Consider the following 17,704-nt stretch of genomic DNA (forward strand, 5'->3'; position numbering starts at 1 on the left):
TCGACCGCTTGTCGTCGGTGTTCATCTCGAATACGAATCACGAGGAGAACCAGCCGGCGCACTTGACGCTGAAAGATCCGTCGGTGCCGGTGAACGTGAACCTGCGTACCTATGCGGGACCGGAGAGCCGATACTGCCCGGCTGCGGTGTACGAATTCGTCAAGACCGACGACGGCAACGAACGCCTGCAAATCAACGCGCAGAACTGCGTGCACTGCAAGACCTGCGACATCAAGGACCCGACGCAGAACATCGTCTGGGTCACGCCGGAGGGTGGCGGCGGGCCGAACTATCCGAACATGTGACGGTTTGTGCGTAACCGCATGACAAGAAGGCGTCGGTTCTTAAAAAATCGACGCCTTTTTTACGACCGTTCACTCAATTATTTAGCCTGCGCCGCGATCTTCGGCGTGCTCACCACGACATCGCCGCATTGCGCCCGATGCCGCAGCGCGTGATCGATCAGCACCAGCGCGAGCAGGGCCTCGGCGATCGGCGTCGCGCGGATGCCGACGCACGGGTCGTGCCGCCCGAACGTCTCGACGACGGCCGGCGCGCCTGCCTTGTCGATGGAATGGCGAGGCGTGCGGATGCTCGACGTCGGCTTGATCGCGATCGACACCGTGATGTCCTGCCCGCTCGAAATTCCGCCGAGGATGCCACCCGCGTTGTTCGCGGCGAAACCATCGGGCGTCATTTCGTCGCCGTGGACCGAGCCGCGCTGCGCGACACTCGCGAAACCCGCGCCGATCTCGACGGCCTTCACGGCGTTGATGCCCATCATCGCCTTGGCGATGTCGGCGTCGAGGCGATCGTAGAGCGGCTCGCCCAGGCCGACCGGCACGCCCGTCGCGACCACTTCGATGCGCGCGCCGATCGAATCGCCGTCTTTTCGCAGCGAATCCATGTATTCCTCGAGACGCGGCACGATCTCCGCGTTCGGCGCGAAAAACGGATTCTCGCGCACGTGCTCCCACGACACGAACGGCACGCCGATCTCGCCGATCGCGCTCATATAGCCGCGCGTCTCGATGCCGAAGCGCTCGCGCAGCCACTTCTTCGCGACCGCGCCCGCCGCGACGGTCGGCGCCGTCAGCCGCGCCGATGAACGCCCGCCGCCGCGATAGTCGCGGATGCCGTACTTCTGCCAGTAGGTATAGTCCGCGTGACCGGGGCGGAACGTCTCGACGATATTGCCGTAATCCTTGCTGCGCTGGTCGGTATTGCGGATCAGGAGCGCGATCGGTGTGCCGGTAGTCTTGCCTTCGAACACGCCCGAGAGAATCTCGACCTGATCCGGCTCCTGCCGCTGCGTCACGTGGCGCGACGTGCCCGGCCGGCGGCGGTCGAGTTCGATCTGGATATCGGCTTCGGCGAGTGCCATGCCCGGCGGGCAGCCGTCGATCACGCAGCCGATCGCCGGTCCGTGCGACTCGCCGAAATTCGTGACAGTGAAAAGCGTGCCTAAGGTGTTTCCGGACATGTGCGTCGCCCTGAAAAAGTGATGCGGGGAAACCGCCATTATGCCAGCGACATCTCGATAAAGCGCCGCCCCGCTCTATCTGCGCTCCCCGCGCAGCGCGCTTACGAGCGCCTGCAAGTGCTCGGGCGTGGCATCGGTCGGATCGATCGGCTCGCCGACCGCGAGCGTCAGGCGGCTCATCACGCCGCGGTGGATCGGGCGCGGCCAGCGGGTGTCCTCGTGACGCGAGAACACGCTGCCCCACAGGCCGCGCAGCGCCATCGGCACGACGGGCGCCGCTTGCCGCTTCAGGATCTGCGCGACACCTTGCCGGAACGGATTGATCTCGCCCGTGCGCGTCAGCTTGCCTTCCGGAAAGATGCAGACGAGTTCGCCCGCGGCGAGCGCGCGTCCGCAGGCGTCGTAGGCTTGCTTCAGCAGTTCCGCGTCCTCGTGCGCGGGCGCGATCGGAATCGCCTTCACATGGCGGAACAGCCAGCCGAGGAACGGCGAGCGGAAAATCTGGTGATCCATCACGAAGCGGATCGGCCGCGGGCTCTCCGCCATCATGACGATGGCGTCGACGAAACTTACGTGGTTGCACACCAGCACCGCCGCGCCGCGCTCGGGGATGCGTCCTGCGTCGACGAGACGAATGCGGTAGAACGTGTGCACCAGAACCCACGCGACGAAGCGCAGCAGAAACTCCGGCACGAGCGAATAGATATAGGCCGCGACGGCGATGTTGAGTAGTGCGGTCGTCAGAAACAGCCCCGGAATGCCGACACCCGCCGCCGTCAGACCGAGCGCCATCACCGCCGACACGATCATGAAGAACGAGTTGAGGATATTGTTCGCGGCGATGATGCGCGCGCGATGCGTCGGCTGGCTGCGGCTCTGGATCAGCGCGTAGAGCGGCACGCTATACAGGCCGCCGAAAAGCGCGAGCAGAAAGAGGTCCGCGAGAATCCGCCAGTGCGACGCCACGGCCAGAAACTCGCCGACGCCGAGCAAATGCCCCGCCGGCAGAATGCGATGGCTCGCGAAGAAGAGATCGATCGCGAACACGCTGATGCCGATCGAGCCGAGCGGCACGAGCCCGATCTCGACGCGCCGCTTCGAAAGCTTCTCGCACAGTAGCGACCCGGTGCCGATGCCGATCGAAAACGTCGCGAGCAGCACGGTGACGACATCCGGATTCGCCGAGAGAACATCTTTCGCGAAATTGAAGAACGACGTGAGAAAGGTCGCGCCGACGAACCACAGCCACGAAATGCCGAGCAGGCTCAGAAAAACGGTGCGGTTCTGCCGGGCGAGCGCGAGGTTGCGCCAGGTTTCGGTGAACGGATTCCAGTTGATGCGCAAATCCGGCTGCGGCGCGTCGGACTTCGGCACGAAGTTCGCCGTCACCCGCCCGATCAGCGCGATCGCGAGGCACGCGGCGGCGAGCAGTATCGCGCCGTGCTCGGCGAGGCCCGCCGCCGCCCCGCCGATGATCGTGCCGATCAGAATCGCGACGAACGTCCCCATCTCGACGAGCCCGTTGCCCCCCACCAGTTCCGACGGCTTCAAATGCTGCGGCAGATATGCGTACTTGACGGGTCCGAACACGGTCGAATGGACGCCCATCAGGAACGTGCAGAAGTAAAGCAGCGGCGCGCTGTGCAGCAAAAAACCCGCGCCGCCGACGAGCATCACCGCGATTTCAAAGGTCTTGACGAAGCGCGTGAGCATCGCCTTGTCGAATTTGTCGGCGATCTGGCCCGAGGTCGCCGAGAACAGCACGAACGGCACGATGAAGATCGCGGAAATGAGGAACGCGGCCGTTTTCGGATCGACGCCGGAAAAGCGCGCGGCCTGGAACGTGACGAGCGACGTGAAGCCGACCTTGAAGACGTTGTCGTTCATCGCGCCGAGAAACTGCGTCCAGAAGAAAGGGGCGAAGCGGCGTTCGCTCAGGAGGCGGAACTGGCCTTCGCCATCGTTATTGGACTGGCGACTCACAACGGGATTGGGGCGCTCACTCATGGTTTATTGGAGTTGGTAGCTGAGAAAACCGCAAAAAAAAGCGCGCCGTGCGGGGCGCGCCTTGTACTGCCCATGACTCTTGATGCTGCGCAAAGAGCGCGATAGCTTTAACGCGCTTCTTCCTGCTGCTCCGGCCAGTCGCGGATATAGGCTTTAAGCATGCGATTCTCGAAGCCCTGCTCCTCGACGACCGCGCGCGCCACGTCGTAAAACGAGATCACGCCCATCAGCGAGCGGCTGTCCATCACCGGCAGATAGCGCACGTGATGCTCGAGCATCATGCGGCGCACTTCGTTGACGTCGGTTTCCGGCGTGCAGGTGAGCGGATGGTCGTCCATGACCTTGCGGATCGTCGTGGTGCCGACGCTGCCGCCGTTTTCCTTCAGCGTCAGGATGATCTCGCGGAACGTCAGCATGCCGACGAGATCGCCGTACTCCATGACGACGAGCGAACCGATGTCGTGCGACGCCATCGTGTTGATTGCGTCGTGCAGCGGCGTCTCGGGCGTCACCGTGAAGAGCACATTGCCCTTGACCTTCAGAATGTCGCTGACTCGCATGTTTGTCTCCTTCGCGAAAGGCGGAAATCGTGGATCGATCCTAGCGGAAAGGCCGTCAAAAGGAAAGCGCGGACGGGCTTGGCTGGCTTATCGGACAAGGTTTTCACGTACTCATCCAAACCCTCGCCATAGGTTGGTGCCCTAAGTTCGGCGCGCCGACCCCGATGTTACGATGAAAGACCACCGATCACCGCCGGACGCCCGCGCCCGGCCGCTCACGATGCCCGCCAACCGCTTCGACACGCTCGTGCTGCACGCGGGCGCCGCCCCCGACCCGACCACCGGCGCGCGCGCCACGCCGATCTACCAGACGACGTCGTTCTCCTTCCGCGATACCGATCACGCCGCCGCACTCTTCAACATGGAGCGCTCGGGGCACGTCTATTCGCGCATCTCGAACCCGACCGTCGCGGTATTCGAAGAGCGCGTCGCGGCCCTCGAAGGCGGCGCGGGCGCGATCGGTACGGCGAGCGGGCAGGCCGCGCTGCATCTCGCGATCGCCACGCTGATGGGTGCGGGCGCGCACGTCGTGGCGTCGAGCGCGCTGTACGGCGGCTCGCACAATCTGCTGCATTACACGCTGCGGCGCTTCGGCATCGAGACGACGTTCGTGCCGCCGCACGACCTCGACGCCTGGCGCGCCGCCGCGCGGCCGAACACGCGGCTTTTCTTCGGCGAAACGCTCGGCAATCCGGGGCTCGACGTGCTCGATATCGCCGCCGTCGCGGAAATCGCGCATGCGAACCAGGTGCCGCTGCTCGTCGATTCGACCTTCACGACGCCCTACCTGCTAAGGCCCTTCGAGCACGGCGCCGACCTCGTCTACCACTCGGCGACGAAATTCCTCGGCGGCCACGGCACGACGATCGGCGGCGTGCTCGTCGACGGCGGCACGTTCGACTTCACCGCCACCGACCGCTTCCCCGAATTCACCGAGCCGTACGACGGCTTTCACGGCATGATCTTCGCCGAGGAAAGCACGGTCGCGCCGTTTTTGCTGCGCGCACGCCGCGAGGGCCTGCGCGATTTCGGCGCGTGCCTGCATCCGCAGGCCGCGTGGCAACTGCTGCAAGGTATCGAGACGCTACCGCTGCGCATGGACCGGCACGTCGCGAACACGCGCCGCGTCGTGGAGTTCCTGCTCGCGCATCCGGCTGTGGAAGGCGTGGCGTATCCCGAACTGCCGACGCATCGCGATTACGCACTCGCACGACGCCTGATGTCGCGCGGCGCGGGCGCCGTATTCAGCTTCGACCTGCGCGGCGACGTCGCTGCCGCGCGCCGCTTCATCGAATCGCTCACGCTGTTTTCGCACCTCGCGAACGTCGGCGACGCGCGCTCGCTTGTGATCCACCCCGCCTCGACGACGCATTTCCGCATGGACGCCGCCGCGCTCGCCGCGGCGGGCATCGGGCCGGGGCGGATTCGCCTGTCGATCGGACTCGAAGACCCGGACGACCTCATCGACGATCTGAAGCGCGGCCTCAAGGCGTCGCAAAAGGCGAGCGCGGGCGCGTCCACGCTCGGGAGCCGCGCATGATGCTCGACGTCCACGGCACGCCGGCCTACGCGTACACCGGCGGCAAGGCGTTCGACGCCGCCCGGCCGGCCGTCGTTTTCCTGCACGGCGCGGAACACGATCACAGTGTCTGGGCGCTGCAGACGCGCTACTTCGCGCATCACGGATTCGGCGTGCTCGCGCTCGATCTGCCGGGCCACGGGCGCAGCGCCGGTCCCGCGCTGGCCGACATCGCGTCGCTTGCCGACTGGGTGATCGGCGTGCTCGACGCGGCGCAGGTCGAGAAAGCGCTGCTCGTCGGCCACAGCATGGGCTCGCTGATCGCGCTCGATGCCGCCGCCCGCCATCCGACGCGCGTCGCAAAACTCGCGCTTCTGGCAACCGCCGTGCCGATGACCGTCTCCGACGCGCTGCTCGACGCCGCCCGCGAACACGAGCCCGAAGCCATCGACATGGTCAACCAGTGGTCGCATTCGACGATCGCCGCGAAGCCGTCGAGCCCCGCGCCCGGCTTCTGGCTGCACGGCATGAACCAGCGGCTGATGGAGCGCGTCTCCGCGCGCGGCGAAGGCCTGCTCTTTCACACCGACTTCAGCGCCTGCAACACGTACACCGAGGGTCTCGAACGCGCTCTGCAGGTGCGCTGCCCGGTGCTCGTGATCTCTGGCCAGCGCGACTTGATGACCCCGCCGAAAGCCGCAGGCGCGCTCGTCAAGGCGATGTCGCAGGCGGGCGTCGTCGTAGAAACCGTGACGCTCGACGCCGGTCACGCGCTGATGACCGAGCAGCCCGACGCGACGCTCGACGCACTCTTCACATTCGCGATAAGCCAAGCGTAAACGCCGAAACAGCGCCCCGCTATCGGCCGAACGGCCAGGTTGCGCGGCGTGCGCTTTTCGCCGCACAATGGTTTCGTCCGAGCGCCGAGACGGAGGCAGTCATGGCTCATACCGCACACAGCGACCACTTCGCGAATTTCGCCGAGTTCTATCCGTACTATCTGGAAGAACATCGCAATCTGGTGTCGCGCAGGCTGCATTTCATCGGCTCGCTGGGCGTGATCGGCTGCATCGCGACGGGGATCGCGACCGGCGACTGGCTCTGGCTGCCGGTGGCCGTCGTCTGCGGCTATGGGTTTGCGTGGGTCGGGCACTTTTTCTTCGAAAAGAACCGGCCGGCCACCTTCCGTCACCCGCTCTACAGCCTGATGGGGGACTGGGTGATGTTCAAGGATATCTGCGTGGGAAAGATTTCGCTCTGAGCGTTCAGGCCGGCTGATGCGGCATCGGCACGCGCGTCGCGTCGCGCATGCGCGCGCTGGTCAGGGCTGACACGCGCGCCGCGATCAGCGAGCCGAGCGTGACGCCGAGCTTTTCGTTCTCCAGCACGCCCATCAGCGCCGCGCAGTCCACCTGCGAGGCGTCGAGCCGCAACTGGTACTCCAGCTCGTCGCGATCGATCACGAAGAGGTCGAACAGCATCGCCAGCGTGATCTGGTTCGGATTCGCGATCAGCACGTAGCGCGGCGCCTTCGCGTCGTCGAGCCGGCCAACCCAGCCTTGCGCCTCCACGCGTGAAAGCAGGCGCATCGACGTATCCATGTCGCAACGGAGCATCCGCGCGAGGTCGAGCGCCGTCTGGCCCGGCTTGCCCTCATCGCGCGCGATCACGAGCCGCGCCAGCAATTCGAGCGAATCGAGCAAGTCGCTGCCCGGAAAATCCCGCCGATGAAACTGCCCGATGCGAATCGCCGGCAGCGCGGACGTCACCATCGCGCCGACCAGCGCAATCAGCCAGCACAGATACACCCACAACAGGAACACCGGCAGCGCGGCGAACGCGCCGTACACGGCCGTGTAAGTCGGAATCCGTCGCACGTAGTAGCCGAAGCCGCGCTTGCCGAGTTCGAACGCGACCGCCGCGATCAGCCCGCCGATCACGGCGTCGCGCCATTCGACCTTGCAGTTCGGCATATACACATAGAGCATCGTGAACGCGAGCACCGTAAGCGGCAGCGAAACGCCCGTGAGCGCCCACTCGACGATAGGCGGCAGCAAGTGATGCGACCCCGCGAACGCTACCGACTGCGCGAACAGATACGACGAAATCGAGAGACTGCAGCCGAACAAGATCGGCCCGAGCGTGATGATCGCCCAGTAGACGAGCACGCGCTGCGCGAACGGCCGCGCCTTGCGCACGCGCCAGATCACGTTGAATGCGGATTCGACGGTCATCATCGTCATCACCGACGTGACGAACAGGATGATCATGCCGGCCGTGGTCAAACCCTTGGCCTTGGAGGCGAACTGGTTGAGGTACTTGAAGATCTGGCTGTTGATCTGCGACGGCATCAGATGCACGGACAGAAAGTCCTGCAGCGACTCCTGGAACGAGCCGAAGATCGGAAACGCCGTGAAGAGCGCGAACGCGACGGTCGCGAGTGGCACGAGCGACAGCACGCTCGTGAACGTCAGGCTGCCGGCCACTTGCGCCACGCGGTCCTCGCCCGTGCGCCGCGCGACGAAGCCCGCGAGCCGGCGAACCGCGGCGAGATCGATGGGAAGCTTCTGCAAAAACCATTCTCCTCATTAGGGATCACGCGAACGCGCCGGAAACGGCGGTCAAGTAACGCAAAACCCCGCCCGGACGCCACGAACGTGAACCCATCTCTATAATACCCGTTCACTAAAAAAGCCTTATGAACGACATCCTTGTGCTTTATTACAGCCGGCACGGCGCCACGCGCGAACTCGCACTCGCGATTGCGCAGGGCATCGACAGCGTGCCGGGCATGCAGGCGCGCGTGCGCACGGTGCCGCCCGTGTCCGCGGTCTGCGAGGCGACGCAGCCCGACATTCCCGCCGACGGCCCGCCCTACGCCGAAGTGCGCGACCTGGAGGAATGTGCGGGGCTCGCGCTCGGTTCGCCTACGCGCTTCGGCAACATGTCGGCGGCGCTCAAGTATTTCCTCGATGGCACCACGCCGCAGTGGCTCTCCGGCGCGCTCGCCGGCAAGCCCGCGAGCGTCTTCACGTCGACGGGCAGCCTGCACGGCGGCCAGGAAACCACCCTCCTCTCGATGATGCTGCCGCTCCTGCACCACGGCATGATGATCGTCGGCATTCCGTACACCGAGTCGCGCCTCACGACGACGCAAACCGGCGGAACGCCCTACGGCGCGTCGCATCACGCGCGCTCCAATGGCGACGACGGCCTCAATGGCGGGATCTCCGCCGACGAAAAAGCCCTCGCGATCGCGCTCGGTGCGCGTCTCGCACGCACGGCGCTGCATCTTTCGCGCGGCGCGAGCGCGGGATGATCCGCTCCGCATGAACGCGCCCCTCGTTCAACCTGAAGCCGCCGCCGGGCGTCCCGCCTACGCTGTCGGCGCGCTCGCGAGTCTCGCCGCGTTGATCGTGCTGTCGCTTGCCTGGGAATTGTGGCTCGCGCCGCTGCGTCCCGGCGGGTCCGCACTCGCGATCAAGGCGCTGCCGCTTGCGCTCGCGCTGCGCGGAACCTGGCGGCGCGACGTCTACACGCTGCAATGGACCTCGATGCTCGTGCTGCTCTACCTCGCCGAAGGCGTCGTGCGCGGCATGACGGACGGCGGGCTCTCCGCGCGGCTCGGCTGGCTCGAAGCGCTGCTTTCCATCGTCTGCTTCGCCTGCGCGCTCGCCTACGTCGCGCCGTACAAGCGCGCGGCCCGCGCCGTCAAACGCGCCGGCCAGTGACCCTTTTTAGCACGGATACACGCGCCGGGCGCGGGCCTATGCCATCCGGCCAGGCATCGCTTTGGTGCGACCTGCGCGATACTGTCGACTGAACTTTACGACTTGAACGACATGAATGCCTCCGCACGACCCACCGGCCCCTTCGTCGCTGCCTGCTCGGACTTGCTGGGCGCCGCCCACGTGCTGACCGGCCCCAGCGACACCGGGCCGTTCCTGACCGACTGGCGCCGCCGCTACACCGGCGAAGCGTGCGCCGTACTGCTCCCCGCTGACACGCAGCAAGTTGCCGCCGTCGTGCGGCTCGCGCGCGAATACCGCGTCGCCATCGTGCCGCAGGGCGGGAACACGGGGCTTGCTGGAGGCGCGACGCCGGACACGAGCGGCGCGCAGGCGGTCGTCAGCTTGCGGCGCCTGAACCGCATCCGCGACGTCGATCCGCACAACAACACGATCACTGTGGAAGCGGGCGTCGTCCTCGCGGAAATCCAGGCGCGCGCCGAAGCCGAGCAGCGCCTTTTCGCGCTGAGTCTCGCGGCGGAAGGCAGTTGCATGATCGGTGGCAATCTGTCGACGAATGCCGGCGGCACGGGCGTTTTGCGCTACGGCAATACGCGCGAACTGTGTCTCGGCCTCGAAGTGGTGACGCCGCAAGGCGAAATCTGGGACGGTCTGCGCGCGCTGAGGAAGGACAACACGGGCTACGACCTGCGCGATCTCTACATCGGCGCGGAAGGCACGCTCGGCATCATCACGGCGGCCGTCATGAAGCTGCATCCGGCGCCCGTCGCGAGGGTGACGGCACTCGCCGGCCTCGCGTCGCCGCACGCCGCGCTCGATTTCCTCGCGATGGCGCAGCGTCACGCCGGCGCGCTTCTGACCGGTTTCGAACTGATGTCGGATTTTTCGCTGCGTCTTGTCGGGCGGCATTTCGGGCAGATGCGCTATCCGTTCGCCGAGCCGCACGCTCAAACCGTGCTGCTCGAACTCTCCGACAGCGAAAGCGAAGAGCACGCCCGCACCCTGTTTGAACGGTTGATGGGAGAGGCGATCGGCGAAGGCATCGTCGAGGATGCGGTGGTCGCCGAGAATCTGGCGCAATCGCAGGCGTTTTGGGACCTGCGCGAGCACATTCCGCTCGCGCAGGCCGCGGAAGGACTGAACATCAAGCAGGACATTTCGGTGCCGATCTCGAGCATCGGCCGCTTCATCGACGAAACCGACGCGCTGATCGCCAAAGCGGCGCCCGGCGCGCGCATGGTCACGTTCGGCCATCTCGGCGACGGCAATCTGCACTACAACGTGCAGGCGCCCGAAGGCGTCGATCCGAAGCCATTTCTCGCTGAATACCAGAAGCGCATCAACACGCTCGTGTACGAGCAGGTGCACACGCATCGCGGCAGCATCAGCGCGGAGCACGGGCTCGGGCAACTGAAGGTCGACGAGGCGATGCACTACAAATCGCCCGTCGAGGTCCGGCTGATGCAGGCGATCAAGGCCGCGCTCGATCCCGACAATCTGATGAATCCGGGCAAGGTCGTGCGCGTCCCGGGCTGTTCGGGGGAGAAACCGTCGTGAAGATTCGCGTCTTGTCAGACCTGCATCTGGAAGCCGACGAGCCGGTCGCGATTCCTTACGCTGAGGCGGATCTCGTCGTGCTCGCCGGCGACATCCACAATCACGCGGAAGGATTGCGCTGGGCGGCGGAGAACTTCGACTCCCGCGTGCCGGTGATCTACGTGCCCGGCAACCACGAGTATTACGACGGCGAGTTCGGCGCGCTCGAAGTCGCGATGCAGGACGCCGCGCGCAGCGTCGACAACGTGCACTACCTGAACAACGCGACGCTCGTCGACCGGTACGGCAAGTGGCGCGTGCTCGGCACGACGCTCTGGACCGATTTCGCGCTGTTCGGATCGAGCGAGGAAGAACTGGCGAAGGCACAGGAAGCGTGCGCGCGCGTGATGCTCGACTATCGCGGCGTGATCCAGATCTCGTGGCCGGAACCGGACGGCGAGCCGCGCGCGTTCGCCACCAGCGATTCGCTCGCGCTGCACGAACACGCACGCGCATGGCTCGAAAGCGAACTGGCGAAACCGTTCGACGGCCAGACGATCGTTGTCACGCACCATGCGCCTCTGAAAGAGAGTCTCGCGGAGAAGTACGCGCAGGATCTGGTGTCGGCGGGATTCGTCAACGACCTGCCCTCGCTCGCGCGCGCGCCCGTCGCACTGTGGATTCACGGCCACACGCACACGGCGTTCGATTACACGGTCGAAGGCACGCGGGTGGTCTGCAATCCGCGCGGGTATCTCGACCGGCGCACGCGCGCGCTCGAAAACCCGCATTTCGCGTGGGACAAGGTCGTCGAAATTTGAAGTAGCCGGATAACCGTTGGACTTAGCGGAGACGTGCCATGTGCGGCCGAATCAGCCAGTACCGACTGCCGATGCATTACGCGCAGCGCATGCATCTTAAAAATCCGTTCGTGCTCGTCGATGCCGCGGATCGGCGTCCCGGCTACAACCTTTCGCCGGGCACGCATCCGCTCGCGATCTACCCCGACGAGACGATCCGCGCCGTTCACTGGGGCTATTGCCCACAATGGGCGATCCAGAAAAAACTGCCGCAGACGATCAACGCGCGCGTCGAAACGGCATCGACGAGTGCTTATTTCCGGGCGTTATGGAGAAAAGCGAGGATTCTCGTTCCCGCCGACGGCTGGTTCGAGTGGAAAACGGAGACGCTGGCAGATGGCTCTAAACCGGTGAAGCAGCCCTATTTCATCCGCCGCGCCGACGAAGAGCCAATGTTTCTCGCTGCGCTGACGAGCATCCAGACCGAGGATGACGCGCTCATGCCTGGCGCGGGATTCGTGATCGTGACGGCCGCCGCCGACGAAGGCCTGGTCGACGTCCACGACCGACGGCCGCTCGTGTTCACGCCCGCCGCCGCGCGCCGATGGCTCGACCCGGCGCTGCCGCTCGACGAACTCGACGCCCTCTCCAAAAGCGGCGGTGCGGCAGCGTCGCAGTTCGCCTGGCATCGCGTGACGAGCGACGTAAATCGCGCGATCAACGACGAGCCGCGCCTGATCGAACCGCTGGAACCGTTAGCCGGTTGAAACTCAGCGATCGCGCCGATAATGCTGCCGGTCGTCGATACGGATCGGAATCAGCCGTTTCTTCGCCGAATTGTCGCGAAATGCGCGGAAAAGCTCACGCGTTGCCGGAATAGAGATCAGCACGAGCAACATCACAAGCGCGAACATGAGTGGCGTATTCATCAGGCTTTCCCCGGTCGAGAGCAAATGGGCATGCATCGAAGTTATCAAGATGCGGGCGAAATAAAAGTAAGCAAGTGTTGCATCACACACTTTTGTTGCGCAGTCGCGATCCCACAGGCAAAACGGCGGCAAATCACGTGACGACGAACGCTTTCAGCGATTCGGCGTCGGCGGCGAGTGTCGCGGGCAGTTCGTCGCGCAGGAAATCGACCCATGTGCGGATTTTCGCGTCGAGATACTGCCGCGACGGATAGAGCGCGAACACGTTCAGCTCCTGCATCTGATATTGGGGCAGCACGCGCACGATCGTGCCCGCGCGCAGGAGCGGCAGCGCCGATGACGTCGGCAGGACGCCCAAGCCCATGCCCTCGCGGATCGCGACGGCCATCGCATCGGCGACGTTCACCGTGAACGTCGATTGCCCGAGGCTCACGGTTTCCTGCCCGTTCGGGCCTTCGAAAATCCATTTGTCGGTCGGAAGGACAGGGGTCACGAGTTGCAGGCAGGTGTGGCGCACGAGATCAGACAGCACGTGCGGCGTGCCGTGCTTCTCGATATAAGCCGGCGACGCGCACGCAATGCTGAACGCCGAGCCGAGCCGCTGCGAGACGAGCCCCGAATCGGGCAAGTCGGACGCGAGCACGACCGACACGTCGTAGCCCTCGTCGAGCAGATCCGGCATGCGCTGCGCGAGGGTCAATTCGACCTGCACGGACGGATGCCGCTCCTGGTAGCGCGAAATCATCGGCACGACGTAGTGCTGGCCGAAACCCGTCATCGAATGGACCTTGAGCTTGCCGGACGGCCGCGCGTGGGCATCGCCGGCTTCGGCTTCCGCCTGATCGACGTAAGCCAGAATTTGCTCGCAGCGCTGCAGATAGCGCTCGCCGGCTTCGGTTAGCGCGATGCGGCGCGTCGTACGGTTCAGGAGCCGCGTGCGCAGGTGCGCTTCGAGGTCGGAGACGGCCCGCGAGGCGTACGCCGTAGTCGTATTCAGATGCTGCGCGGCCGCCGTGAAGCTGCCGGCTTCGACGACGCGCACAAAAGCGCGCATGTTTTGTAGCGTATCCATACAGCCTTCCGTCTCTCTCGGTATCGTAGTGTCCTGCCGACGATTATTACACGCCGCGCAATAGCGATTATCTCAAACCTCGTAAGGATGCTTTGCATCGTTACGGGTTATTCCACAATACCCGCAAAAATATAATGAGTTCCTAACGTCTAGATCAGATTCGGGAGCCAATCGTGTCAGCGCCGGTAACAAAGGGAGCGATCGCCATCGCGGCTCTTACAGTAATCTTAACAATCGCCGGATGCGCCAGCACGGGAAATGTCGCTCCTGAAGACACGCTCAGAGAAGCCTCCATGCTCGATGCCGGCGCCGCCATCCGCGCCGCCGACGGAGAAGCCGGCTGGCCATCAGGCCTGTGGTGGCGCGTCTACGGCGACTCGCAGCTCGACGCGTGGATCGACCGCGCGAACGCCGGCAATCCGACACTCGCCATCGCGGCTGCCCGGGTGCGCGAAGCGAACGCGCTGGTGGGCGTCGCGCGCTCGGCGCTCGCACCGCACGTCGACGGCTCGCTTTCCGTGACACGCAAAGGCTGGCCGGAGAACGCCTACTACGGCCCCGGCTCGTTCAACGACACGACGACCTGGAACAACACCGCCGCCCTTTCGCTTTCCTACGACCTCGATTTGTGGGGCCGCAGCGCGAATGCGACCGAACGCGCGGTCGATGCCGCCCACGTGCGCGCCGCCGACGCCCGCGCCGCGCAACTCGAACTCGAAGCGAACGTGGTGCGCGCGTACATCGGCTTGTCGCAGGATTACGCGCTGCTCGACATCGCCCGCGCGACGCTCGATCAGCAGCAGAAAATCGCCGACTATGCGCAAAAGCGCCTGGCGGGCGGCCTCGGCACGCAGCTCGAAGTGAGCCAGGCCGAGACGCCGCTGCCCGAGTACGAGCGTCAGGTCGACATCTATAACGAAGCGATCGACCTCTCGCGCAACCAGCTCGCCGCGCTCGCGGGCGCGGGTCCGGGTGCGGGCGAATCGCTGACGCGGCCGTTGCTGTCGCTCGACAAGCCGGTCGGCTTGCCGTCCGCGCTGCCGGCGGAGCTCGTCGGGCATCGGCCGGACGTCGTCGCGGCGCGCTGGACGGTGGCGGCGCAGGCGCGCGGGATCGATGTCGCGAAGGCCGAGTTCTATCCGAACGTGAACCTGCTCGCGTCCGTGTCGCAGATGGCGGCGGGCGGCGCGCTGCTCACGTTCCTTGGTGGTAGTGGGACCGGTTTCAGCGCAGGCCCGGCCATCACTCTGCCGATCTTCGAAGGCGGACGGCTGCGCGCGCAGCTTGGCGCAGCGTCGGCGCAATACGATCAGGCGGTCGAGCATTACAACGGGACGTTGATCGGCGCGCTGAAGGAAATCGCCGATCAGGTCGTGCGGATGCGTTCGCTCGACTCGCAGCTCAACGCGTCGGGGCGCTCGGTCACGGCGGCGAGCAGGAACTATCAGCTCGCGCGCGAAGGTTACAGGCGGGGCCTGACGGATTACCTCAACGTGCTCGTCGCGCAGACGCAGTTGCTGCGCGCGCAGGACGGCGAGGCGCGTGTGCGCGCCGAACGACTCGCGGCTTATGCATCGCTGCAAGCGGCGCTCGGCGGCGGCCTCGACGATCCGTCGAACGGACCGGACACCGGCACGCTCGCGCCTTCGAAGCACATCGGGCCGTTCAGCGGCGCGCGGACGGCGAGCGCCAAATGAAAACCTCCTCCGCTTTTTCCGTCCCCGGCGAATCGCTCTTTGACGCCCTCACGCACTGGGCACGCACCGAAGGCCTCGCCTGGATCTACATCTTCAAGGCGGTGCTCGCAGCGCTCCTCACGCTCTGGATCGCGATGCGCCTCGACATGCCGCAGCCGCGCACCGCGATGACGACCGTCTTCGTCGTGATGCAGCCCCAAAGCGGCATGGTCCTGGCGAAGAGCTTCTACCGCTTTTGCGGGACGATGGTTGGGCTCGTCGTGATGCTCGTCCTGATCAGCTTCTTTTCGCAGCAGCCGGTGTTGTTCATCACGGCGACGTCGCTGTGGGTCGGGCTCTGCACGGCGGGCGCGGCGCGCAACCGCAATTTCCGCTCATACGGCTTCGTCCTCGCGGGCTACACGGCGGCGCTGATCGGCATTCCGGCCGCGCAGCATCCCGACGGCGCGTTCCTCTCCGCGCTCACGCGGGTGAGCGAAGTGTCGCTCGGCATTCTGTGCGCGGGCGCGGTGAGCGCGCTCGTGTTCCCGCAGCACGCGGGCGAGCAGATCAGGACGACAGTGCGGCGCCGTTTCAGCGGCTTCGTCGATTACGTGTGCCGCGCGCTGTCAGGCCGCATGGAGCGCCCGCAGATCGAGGCGACGAATGCGGCGTTCGTCGCGGATATCGTCGGCTTCGAGGCCGCGCGCAGCGTCGCCGTGTTCGAGAACCCCGAGACGCGCATGAAAAGCGGCCGGCTTGCGCGGCTGAACAGCGAGTTCATGAGCGCATCGACGCGCTTTCACGCGCTGCATCAGTTGATGAACCGGCTGCGCGCGTACGGCTCCGCGACAACGGTCGCGGCGCTCGAACCGTATTTCCACGAAGTCGCGCCGCTATTGGAGAAGTCGGGCGAACCGGTGCTGAACGCCGCCGATGCCGCCCAGGCCGCGACGCAACTCGCCGGTTTCAAGGCGGCGCTGCCAAAACGCATCCGCGCGACGCGTATGGAGCTTCAGGCCGATCCCCACTTCGCGCTGCTCGAATTCGATACCGCTTCGGAGCTGCTCTACCGCTTCGTCGACGATCTGCTCGCGTACGCCGAAACCTACGCGTCGCTCGCCGTGCCGACGCACGAGCGCGAGCGCTGGGTCGCGCGCTACGTGCCGAAGACGAATTTGCTCGCCGCGAGCGTTTCCGGCATCCGCACGGCGATCGTGATGCTCGCGCTCGGCGCATTCTGGATCGCAACGGCCTGGCCGAGCGGCGGCACGATGGTGCTGAACGCAGCGGCGGTGTGCGCGCTGGCGTCGTCGTCGCCGAGGCCGACGCTGATGGCCTTCCAGATGGCGAGCGGCACGCTGCTCGCGATGATCGCGGGGATGATCGTCGTGTTCGGGCTGTATCCGCGTATCGACGGCTTTTTGCTGCTGTCGGCGGCGCTCGTGCCGTTCCTGCTTTTCGGCACGTATCTCAGCACGCGGCGCAATCTGGTGGGCGTCGGCATCGGTTATTGCATCTTCTTCTGCTTTCTCGCCGGCCCCGACAACCTCACGCACTACGACCCGACCGGCTTCATCAACGATGCGATCGCGCTCGTGCTCTCGATGCTCGTCGCGTCGATCGCGTTCGCCGTCCTGCTGCCGACCGACGCGCCGTGGCTGCGCCGCCTGCTGATGAGTGACCTGCGCCGCGAGGTCGTGCTCGGCTGTCGCGCGCGCCTGCCGAAACTGGCGATGCGCTTCGAGAGCCGCACGCGCGACCTGCTTTCGCAGATCAACGCGCTCGCCGCGAACCGGCCCGACTTGCAGCGCGAAGCCTTGCGGTGGCTCTTCGCGGTGCTCGAAACCGGTCACGCCGTGATCGACCTGCGTCACGAACTCGCGGCAATTACGGCCCGCACGCCGTGGCGCGTGTCGATAGCGGCGACGCTCGATGCCGTCGCGCGTCTCTTCGACAAACCCAGCGCAGCGCGTTTCGATGCGGCGCTGGCATCGACTTCAGATGCGATCGCCACGTTGCAGGCAATGCTTGATGCCGAACGTCCGCCGCGCGAAGAGCGTCACCGGCTGCAACGCATCCTGAGCCATCTTCATTTTATCCGCACTGCGCTGCTCGATCCGCAATCGCCGCTCGAGCCGTTCAGCGCCGCCCAACGACAGGGAGCTCGCCATGCCGCGTAGTACCGCGATCCTCGAAGCCTATGTGCCGACCATCCTGCTGCTGTTCGTCGCGGGCGCGCTCTTCACGTGGCTGCTCGACCGCGCCCTCGCGCTGACGGGCCTTTATCGCGTCGTGTGGCATCCGTCGCTCTTTCGCGCGAGTTTGCTCGTGTGTGTCTGCGGGCTCATCGGGCTTGCTTTTTACCGCTAA

Annotated in this window: 18 protein-coding genes; 12 read left to right on the forward strand and 6 right to left on the reverse strand. The window is 65.4% G+C overall.

Annotated elements, in window-relative coordinates:
- Window positions 1–305, forward strand: a 305-nt coding sequence (locus tag AWB67_RS22450; RefSeq protein ID WP_200822281.1) for a 4Fe-4S dicluster domain-containing protein, incomplete at its 5' end; no start/stop codon positions are given.
- Window positions 306–382: 77 nt separating this feature from the next.
- Here the strand turns inward: AWB67_RS22450 and aroC are convergent.
- The 3 genes from aroC to AWB67_RS22465 all read right to left on the reverse strand — a co-directional run bounded on the left by aroC (window position 383) and on the right by AWB67_RS22465 (window position 4,050).
- Window positions 383–1,483 carry a chorismate synthase gene (aroC, locus tag AWB67_RS22455; protein ID WP_087658491.1) on the reverse strand — a complete coding sequence of 367 codons (1,101 nt, stop codon included), beginning with the start codon at window positions 1,481–1,483 and terminating at the stop codon, window positions 383–385.
- A gap of 75 nt (window positions 1,484–1,558) precedes the next feature.
- Complete coding sequence (locus tag AWB67_RS22460) at window positions 1,559–3,490, reverse strand: MFS transporter (protein WP_087658432.1); 1,932 nt, start codon at window positions 3,488–3,490, stop codon at window positions 1,559–1,561.
- A gap of 107 nt (window positions 3,491–3,597) precedes the next feature.
- Entirely contained in the window at window positions 3,598–4,050 is a 453-nt protein-coding gene (locus AWB67_RS22465) for a CBS domain-containing protein (RefSeq protein ID WP_087658433.1), read from the reverse strand.
- Between the two features lie 220 nt (window positions 4,051–4,270).
- Between AWB67_RS22465 and AWB67_RS22470 the strand changes: the two genes are divergently transcribed.
- From AWB67_RS22470 to AWB67_RS22480, 3 genes are all read left to right on the forward strand, one after another.
- Window positions 4,271–5,590, forward strand: a complete 1,320-nt coding sequence (locus AWB67_RS22470) for an O-acetylhomoserine aminocarboxypropyltransferase (protein WP_087658434.1) — start codon at window positions 4,271–4,273, stop codon at window positions 5,588–5,590.
- Window positions 5,587–6,408: an alpha/beta fold hydrolase gene (locus AWB67_RS22475; RefSeq protein ID WP_087658435.1), complete on the forward strand. Its 822-nt coding sequence runs from the start codon at window positions 5,587–5,589 to the stop codon at window positions 6,406–6,408. The genes AWB67_RS22470 and AWB67_RS22475 overlap by 4 nt, the downstream gene beginning before the upstream one ends.
- Window positions 6,409–6,509: 101 nt before the next feature.
- Window positions 6,510–6,830: an Mpo1-like protein gene (locus AWB67_RS22480; RefSeq protein ID WP_087658436.1), complete on the forward strand. Its 321-nt coding sequence runs from the start codon at window positions 6,510–6,512 to the stop codon at window positions 6,828–6,830.
- Between the two features lie 4 nt (window positions 6,831–6,834).
- On the opposite strand, the gene AWB67_RS22485 is transcribed toward AWB67_RS22480, so the two are convergent.
- A complete protein-coding gene (locus tag AWB67_RS22485; protein ID WP_087658437.1) occupies window positions 6,835–8,142 on the reverse strand; it encodes a YihY family inner membrane protein in 1,308 nt (435 codons plus the stop codon).
- 125 nt (window positions 8,143–8,267) lie between these two features.
- Here AWB67_RS22485 and wrbA point away from each other — a divergent pair, with 125 nt between their 5' ends.
- From wrbA to AWB67_RS22510, 5 genes are all read left to right on the forward strand, one after another.
- On the forward strand, window positions 8,268–8,888 hold the full coding sequence (gene wrbA / locus AWB67_RS22490; RefSeq protein ID WP_087658438.1) for an NAD(P)H:quinone oxidoreductase: 621 nt from the start codon (window positions 8,268–8,270) through the stop codon (window positions 8,886–8,888).
- A gap of 10 nt (window positions 8,889–8,898) precedes the next feature.
- Entirely contained in the window at window positions 8,899–9,300 is a 402-nt protein-coding gene (locus AWB67_RS22495; protein ID WP_087658492.1) for a DUF2069 domain-containing protein, read from the forward strand.
- A 111-nt stretch (window positions 9,301–9,411) separates the two neighbouring features.
- Complete coding sequence (locus AWB67_RS22500; RefSeq protein ID WP_087658439.1) at window positions 9,412–10,875, forward strand: FAD-binding oxidoreductase; 1,464 nt, start codon at window positions 9,412–9,414, stop codon at window positions 10,873–10,875.
- Window positions 10,872–11,675 (forward strand): metallophosphoesterase, encoded by an 804-nt coding sequence (locus tag AWB67_RS22505; RefSeq protein ID WP_087658440.1) that lies wholly within the window; start codon window positions 10,872–10,874, stop codon window positions 11,673–11,675. The genes AWB67_RS22500 and AWB67_RS22505 overlap by 4 nt, the downstream gene beginning before the upstream one ends.
- A gap of 38 nt (window positions 11,676–11,713) precedes the next feature.
- On the forward strand, window positions 11,714–12,421 hold the full coding sequence (locus AWB67_RS22510; protein WP_087658441.1) for an SOS response-associated peptidase: 708 nt from the start codon (window positions 11,714–11,716) through the stop codon (window positions 12,419–12,421).
- A 3-nt stretch (window positions 12,422–12,424) separates the two neighbouring features.
- On the opposite strand, the gene AWB67_RS40855 is transcribed toward AWB67_RS22510, so the two are convergent.
- Together AWB67_RS40855 and AWB67_RS22520 are read right to left on the reverse strand one after the other, a co-directional pair.
- Window positions 12,425–12,583 (reverse strand): hypothetical protein, encoded by a 159-nt coding sequence (locus AWB67_RS40855; RefSeq protein ID WP_159964902.1) that lies wholly within the window; start codon window positions 12,581–12,583, stop codon window positions 12,425–12,427.
- 133 nt (window positions 12,584–12,716) lie between these two features.
- The gene (locus AWB67_RS22520; protein ID WP_087658443.1) at window positions 12,717–13,655 is read right to left on the reverse strand and encodes a LysR family transcriptional regulator; all 939 of its coding nucleotides are present in this window, start codon (window positions 13,653–13,655) and stop codon (window positions 12,717–12,719) included.
- Between the two features lie 173 nt (window positions 13,656–13,828).
- Between AWB67_RS22520 and AWB67_RS22525 the strand changes: the two genes are divergently transcribed.
- The 3 genes from AWB67_RS22525 to AWB67_RS22535 are packed head-to-tail and all read left to right on the forward strand — an operon-like array spanning window position 13,829 to window position 17,704.
- Window positions 13,829–15,352: an efflux transporter outer membrane subunit gene (locus AWB67_RS22525; protein WP_087658444.1), complete on the forward strand. Its 1,524-nt coding sequence runs from the start codon at window positions 13,829–13,831 to the stop codon at window positions 15,350–15,352.
- Entirely contained in the window at window positions 15,349–17,514 is a 2,166-nt protein-coding gene (locus tag AWB67_RS22530; protein ID WP_087658445.1) for an FUSC family protein, read from the forward strand. The genes AWB67_RS22525 and AWB67_RS22530 overlap by 4 nt, the downstream gene beginning before the upstream one ends.
- Window positions 17,504–17,704 carry a DUF1656 domain-containing protein gene (locus AWB67_RS22535; protein WP_087658446.1) on the forward strand — a complete coding sequence of 67 codons (201 nt, stop codon included), beginning with the start codon at window positions 17,504–17,506 and terminating at the stop codon, window positions 17,702–17,704. Before AWB67_RS22530 ends, AWB67_RS22535 begins: the two co-directional genes overlap by 11 nt.

Origin of the sequence: Caballeronia terrestris, from assembly GCF_001544515.1 — a bacterium.
Taxonomy (GTDB): domain Bacteria; phylum Pseudomonadota; class Gammaproteobacteria; order Burkholderiales; family Burkholderiaceae; genus Caballeronia; species Caballeronia terrestris.

Excerpts from the sequence above, each read along its gene's own strand:
- aroC (WP_087658491.1), bottom strand. The coding sequence starts at position 1,483 with ATGTCCGGAAACACCTTAGGCACGCTTTTCACTGTCACGAATTTCGGC.
- AWB67_RS22460 (WP_087658432.1), bottom strand. The coding sequence starts at position 3,490 with ATGAGTGAGCGCCCCAATCCCGTTGTGAGTCGCCAGTCCAATAACGAT.
- AWB67_RS22465 (WP_087658433.1), bottom strand. The coding sequence starts at position 4,050 with ATGCGAGTCAGCGACATTCTGAAGGTCAAGGGCAATGTGCTCTTCACG.
- AWB67_RS22470 (WP_087658434.1), top strand. The coding sequence starts at position 4,271 with ATGCCCGCCAACCGCTTCGACACGCTCGTGCTGCACGCGGGCGCCGCC.
- AWB67_RS22475 (WP_087658435.1), top strand. The coding sequence starts at position 5,587 with ATGATGCTCGACGTCCACGGCACGCCGGCCTACGCGTACACCGGCGGC.
- AWB67_RS22480 (WP_087658436.1), top strand. The coding sequence starts at position 6,510 with ATGGCTCATACCGCACACAGCGACCACTTCGCGAATTTCGCCGAGTTC.
- wrbA (WP_087658438.1), top strand. The coding sequence starts at position 8,268 with ATGAACGACATCCTTGTGCTTTATTACAGCCGGCACGGCGCCACGCGC.
- AWB67_RS22495 (WP_087658492.1), top strand. The coding sequence starts at position 8,899 with ATGAACGCGCCCCTCGTTCAACCTGAAGCCGCCGCCGGGCGTCCCGCC.
- AWB67_RS22500 (WP_087658439.1), top strand. The coding sequence starts at position 9,412 with ATGAATGCCTCCGCACGACCCACCGGCCCCTTCGTCGCTGCCTGCTCG.
- AWB67_RS22510 (WP_087658441.1), top strand. The coding sequence starts at position 11,714 with ATGTGCGGCCGAATCAGCCAGTACCGACTGCCGATGCATTACGCGCAG.
- AWB67_RS40855 (WP_159964902.1), bottom strand. The coding sequence starts at position 12,583 with ATGAATACGCCACTCATGTTCGCGCTTGTGATGTTGCTCGTGCTGATC.
- AWB67_RS22520 (WP_087658443.1), bottom strand. The coding sequence starts at position 13,655 with ATGGATACGCTACAAAACATGCGCGCTTTTGTGCGCGTCGTCGAAGCC.
- AWB67_RS22530 (WP_087658445.1), top strand. The coding sequence starts at position 15,349 with ATGAAAACCTCCTCCGCTTTTTCCGTCCCCGGCGAATCGCTCTTTGAC.
- AWB67_RS22535 (WP_087658446.1), top strand. The coding sequence starts at position 17,504 with ATGCCGCGTAGTACCGCGATCCTCGAAGCCTATGTGCCGACCATCCTG.